This window comes from Roseisolibacter sp. H3M3-2, assembly GCF_029211165.1.
Classification (GTDB): Bacteria; Gemmatimonadota; Gemmatimonadetes; order Gemmatimonadales; family Gemmatimonadaceae; genus Roseisolibacter.
Map to the genome: position 1 here is coordinate 1 of NZ_JARGEK010000571.1, position 2,080 is coordinate 2,080.

Sequence of the window (2,080 nt, forward strand, 5' to 3'; positions counted from 1 at the left end):
GGCGCGCGCGGGCGCGGCGGCGGTCGCCGACACCGGGCGGCGCGGCGCGCCGTGGTGGGCGCCTCTCGCGTCGGCGGTGCTCCCGGGGAGCGGGCAGGCGGCGATGCGGCAGACGCGCGCCGCCGGCTACCTGGCGCTCGAGGCGTACACGTGGCTGCAGTACGCCGAGTCGAAGCGCGACGCGCGGCGGCAGCGCGACGAGTACCGCCGGATCGCGGCGTCGACGGCGCGGCAGCCGTGTCGGGCGCCCTGCCCGGTGGGCGACTGGGACTACTACGAGCGGCTCGAGAACCCCGACTTCATCGGGAGCGGGCGCTTCGACGCGGTCCCCGGCGGGGCGGTGGACCCGGAGACGGCGGACAGCACCTACAACGGCTACATCTGGGCGCTGGCGCGGGACCTCTACATGGGCGGCCTCGACAAGCCGGCCGCGGACCCCGACTACCAGCGCGCGCTGGCGTACTACCAGCAGCGGGCGTATCCCGACGCGTTCGCGTGGAGCTGGCGCAACGGGCAGGCGCAGCTGGCCGAGTACCGGCTGGCGATCGCCCGCCGCAACAGCTCGGACCGGGCGGCGGGGAACGCGCTGAGCGTGGTCATCGCCAACCGCGTCCTCAGCCTGGTGGACGCGTTCGTGACGGTGCGCGCGCGGCGGCTGGGCCCCGGGGGACCGGCCGAGTTCTCGGCGACTGTGCCGTGGGCGCGGGTGCCGGGGCTGGCCCGCCCGCGGCGCTGAGCAGGACGCCGGGGCGCGTGGGCTCGCGTTTCCCCTGCTCTCGACCGATCGTCGTTCATCGCCCACCGACGCGCCCGCGCCGACCTCCGACCCGCCCCGACCGCTCGTGAGCGCCGCGACCCCCCTCGACACGCTGCCGCCGCCGCGCCTCGCGCAGGCGGCGGCGTCCGTGCGTCCGGGGGCGCTGCTGGCGGTGCTCGCGCCCCCCGGGGCCGACGCGCTGCCGCCGACGCTCGACGCGTGGGCCGGGCGCTTCGAGCGGAGGGTGCGCCTGACGTCGGCGGACGAGGTGCTGTACGCGGCGCTGCGCACCCGGCCGACAGCGCTCCTCGTGGACTGGCGCGACGGGGCGCCGGACGGCGCGGCTGCCGAGACCTGCCGCCGCATCAAGGCCGACTCGTTCACCGGGATCGTGCCGGTGATCGCCCTCGCCGCCGACGGCGCCGGGGCGGCCGCGGCGGCGTTCACGGCGGGCGCGGACGAGGTGCTGGGCGCCGACGCGCCGGCGTGGGAGGTCGAGGCACGGCTCGACGCGCTGCTCCGCCGCTCGGCGCGCGACCTCGGCGTGCATCCGACGACGCGGCTCCCCGGGACGCCCGAGATCGAGGCGGACATCGCGCGGCGCCTCGCCGACGGGGCGCCGTTCGCGGCGTGCTACGCGGACCTCGACCACTTCAAGGAATTCAACGACCGGTACGGCTACAACGAGGGGGACCGCGTCATCCGAGTGGTCGCGCGACTCCTCCACGACGTGGTGAAGGGCGTCGCCGGGGAGACGGGGTTCGTCGGCCACATCGGGGGCGACGACTTCCTGTTCGTGGTGCCGCTGGACCACGTGGGCGAGACGTGCGGGACGATCGTGGAGACGTTCGAGCTGCTAGTGCCGTACCAGTATTCCGAGGCCGACCGGCGCGCGGGGTACTACTTAGGGAAGGACCGGCGCGGGCAGCTGCACCGCGTGCCGCTGATGTCGCTGTCGATCGGCGTCGCCACCAACGAGCGGCGGCGCTTCACGCATGCCTCGCAGATGAGCGGGATGGCTTCGGAGATGAAGAGCTACGCGAAGGCGCAGCCGGGCTCGCTGTTCGCCGTGGACCGGCGCACGGACGACGCCGGGCCGACCTCGCGCCTGGGAGACGACGCATGAACGTGACGTGTCCGGACTGCCGGTCGGTGTTCCGCGTGGACCCGGCGAAGGTGCCGCCCGCCGGGGTGCGCGCGCGCTGCTCGGTGTGCGGCGGGATCTTCGCGGTGAGCGGCGAGGGCGCGCGCGCGGCGGAGCGCCGCGCGACGCCCGCCGATCCGGTGGTCGCGCAGCCCGCGCCGCAGGCGCCCACCCCGCCG

3 protein-coding genes are annotated in these 2,080 nt (G+C 76.2%); all 3 read left to right on the plus strand.

The window, feature by feature from the left end:
• Window positions 1-736: hypothetical protein (locus PYV61_RS24630; protein WP_275836526.1), on the plus strand; the 736-nt coding region annotated here is incomplete at its 5' end.
• A 106-nt stretch (window positions 737-842) separates the two neighbouring features.
• On the plus strand, window positions 843-1,883 hold the full coding sequence (locus PYV61_RS24635) for a diguanylate cyclase (RefSeq protein ID WP_275836527.1): 1,041 nt from the start codon (window positions 843-845) through the stop codon (window positions 1,881-1,883).
• A partial coding sequence (locus tag PYV61_RS24640; protein WP_275836528.1) for a zinc-ribbon domain-containing protein occupies window positions 1,880-2,080 on the plus strand: 201 nt, incomplete at its 3' end. The genes PYV61_RS24635 and PYV61_RS24640, both read left to right, overlap by 4 nt.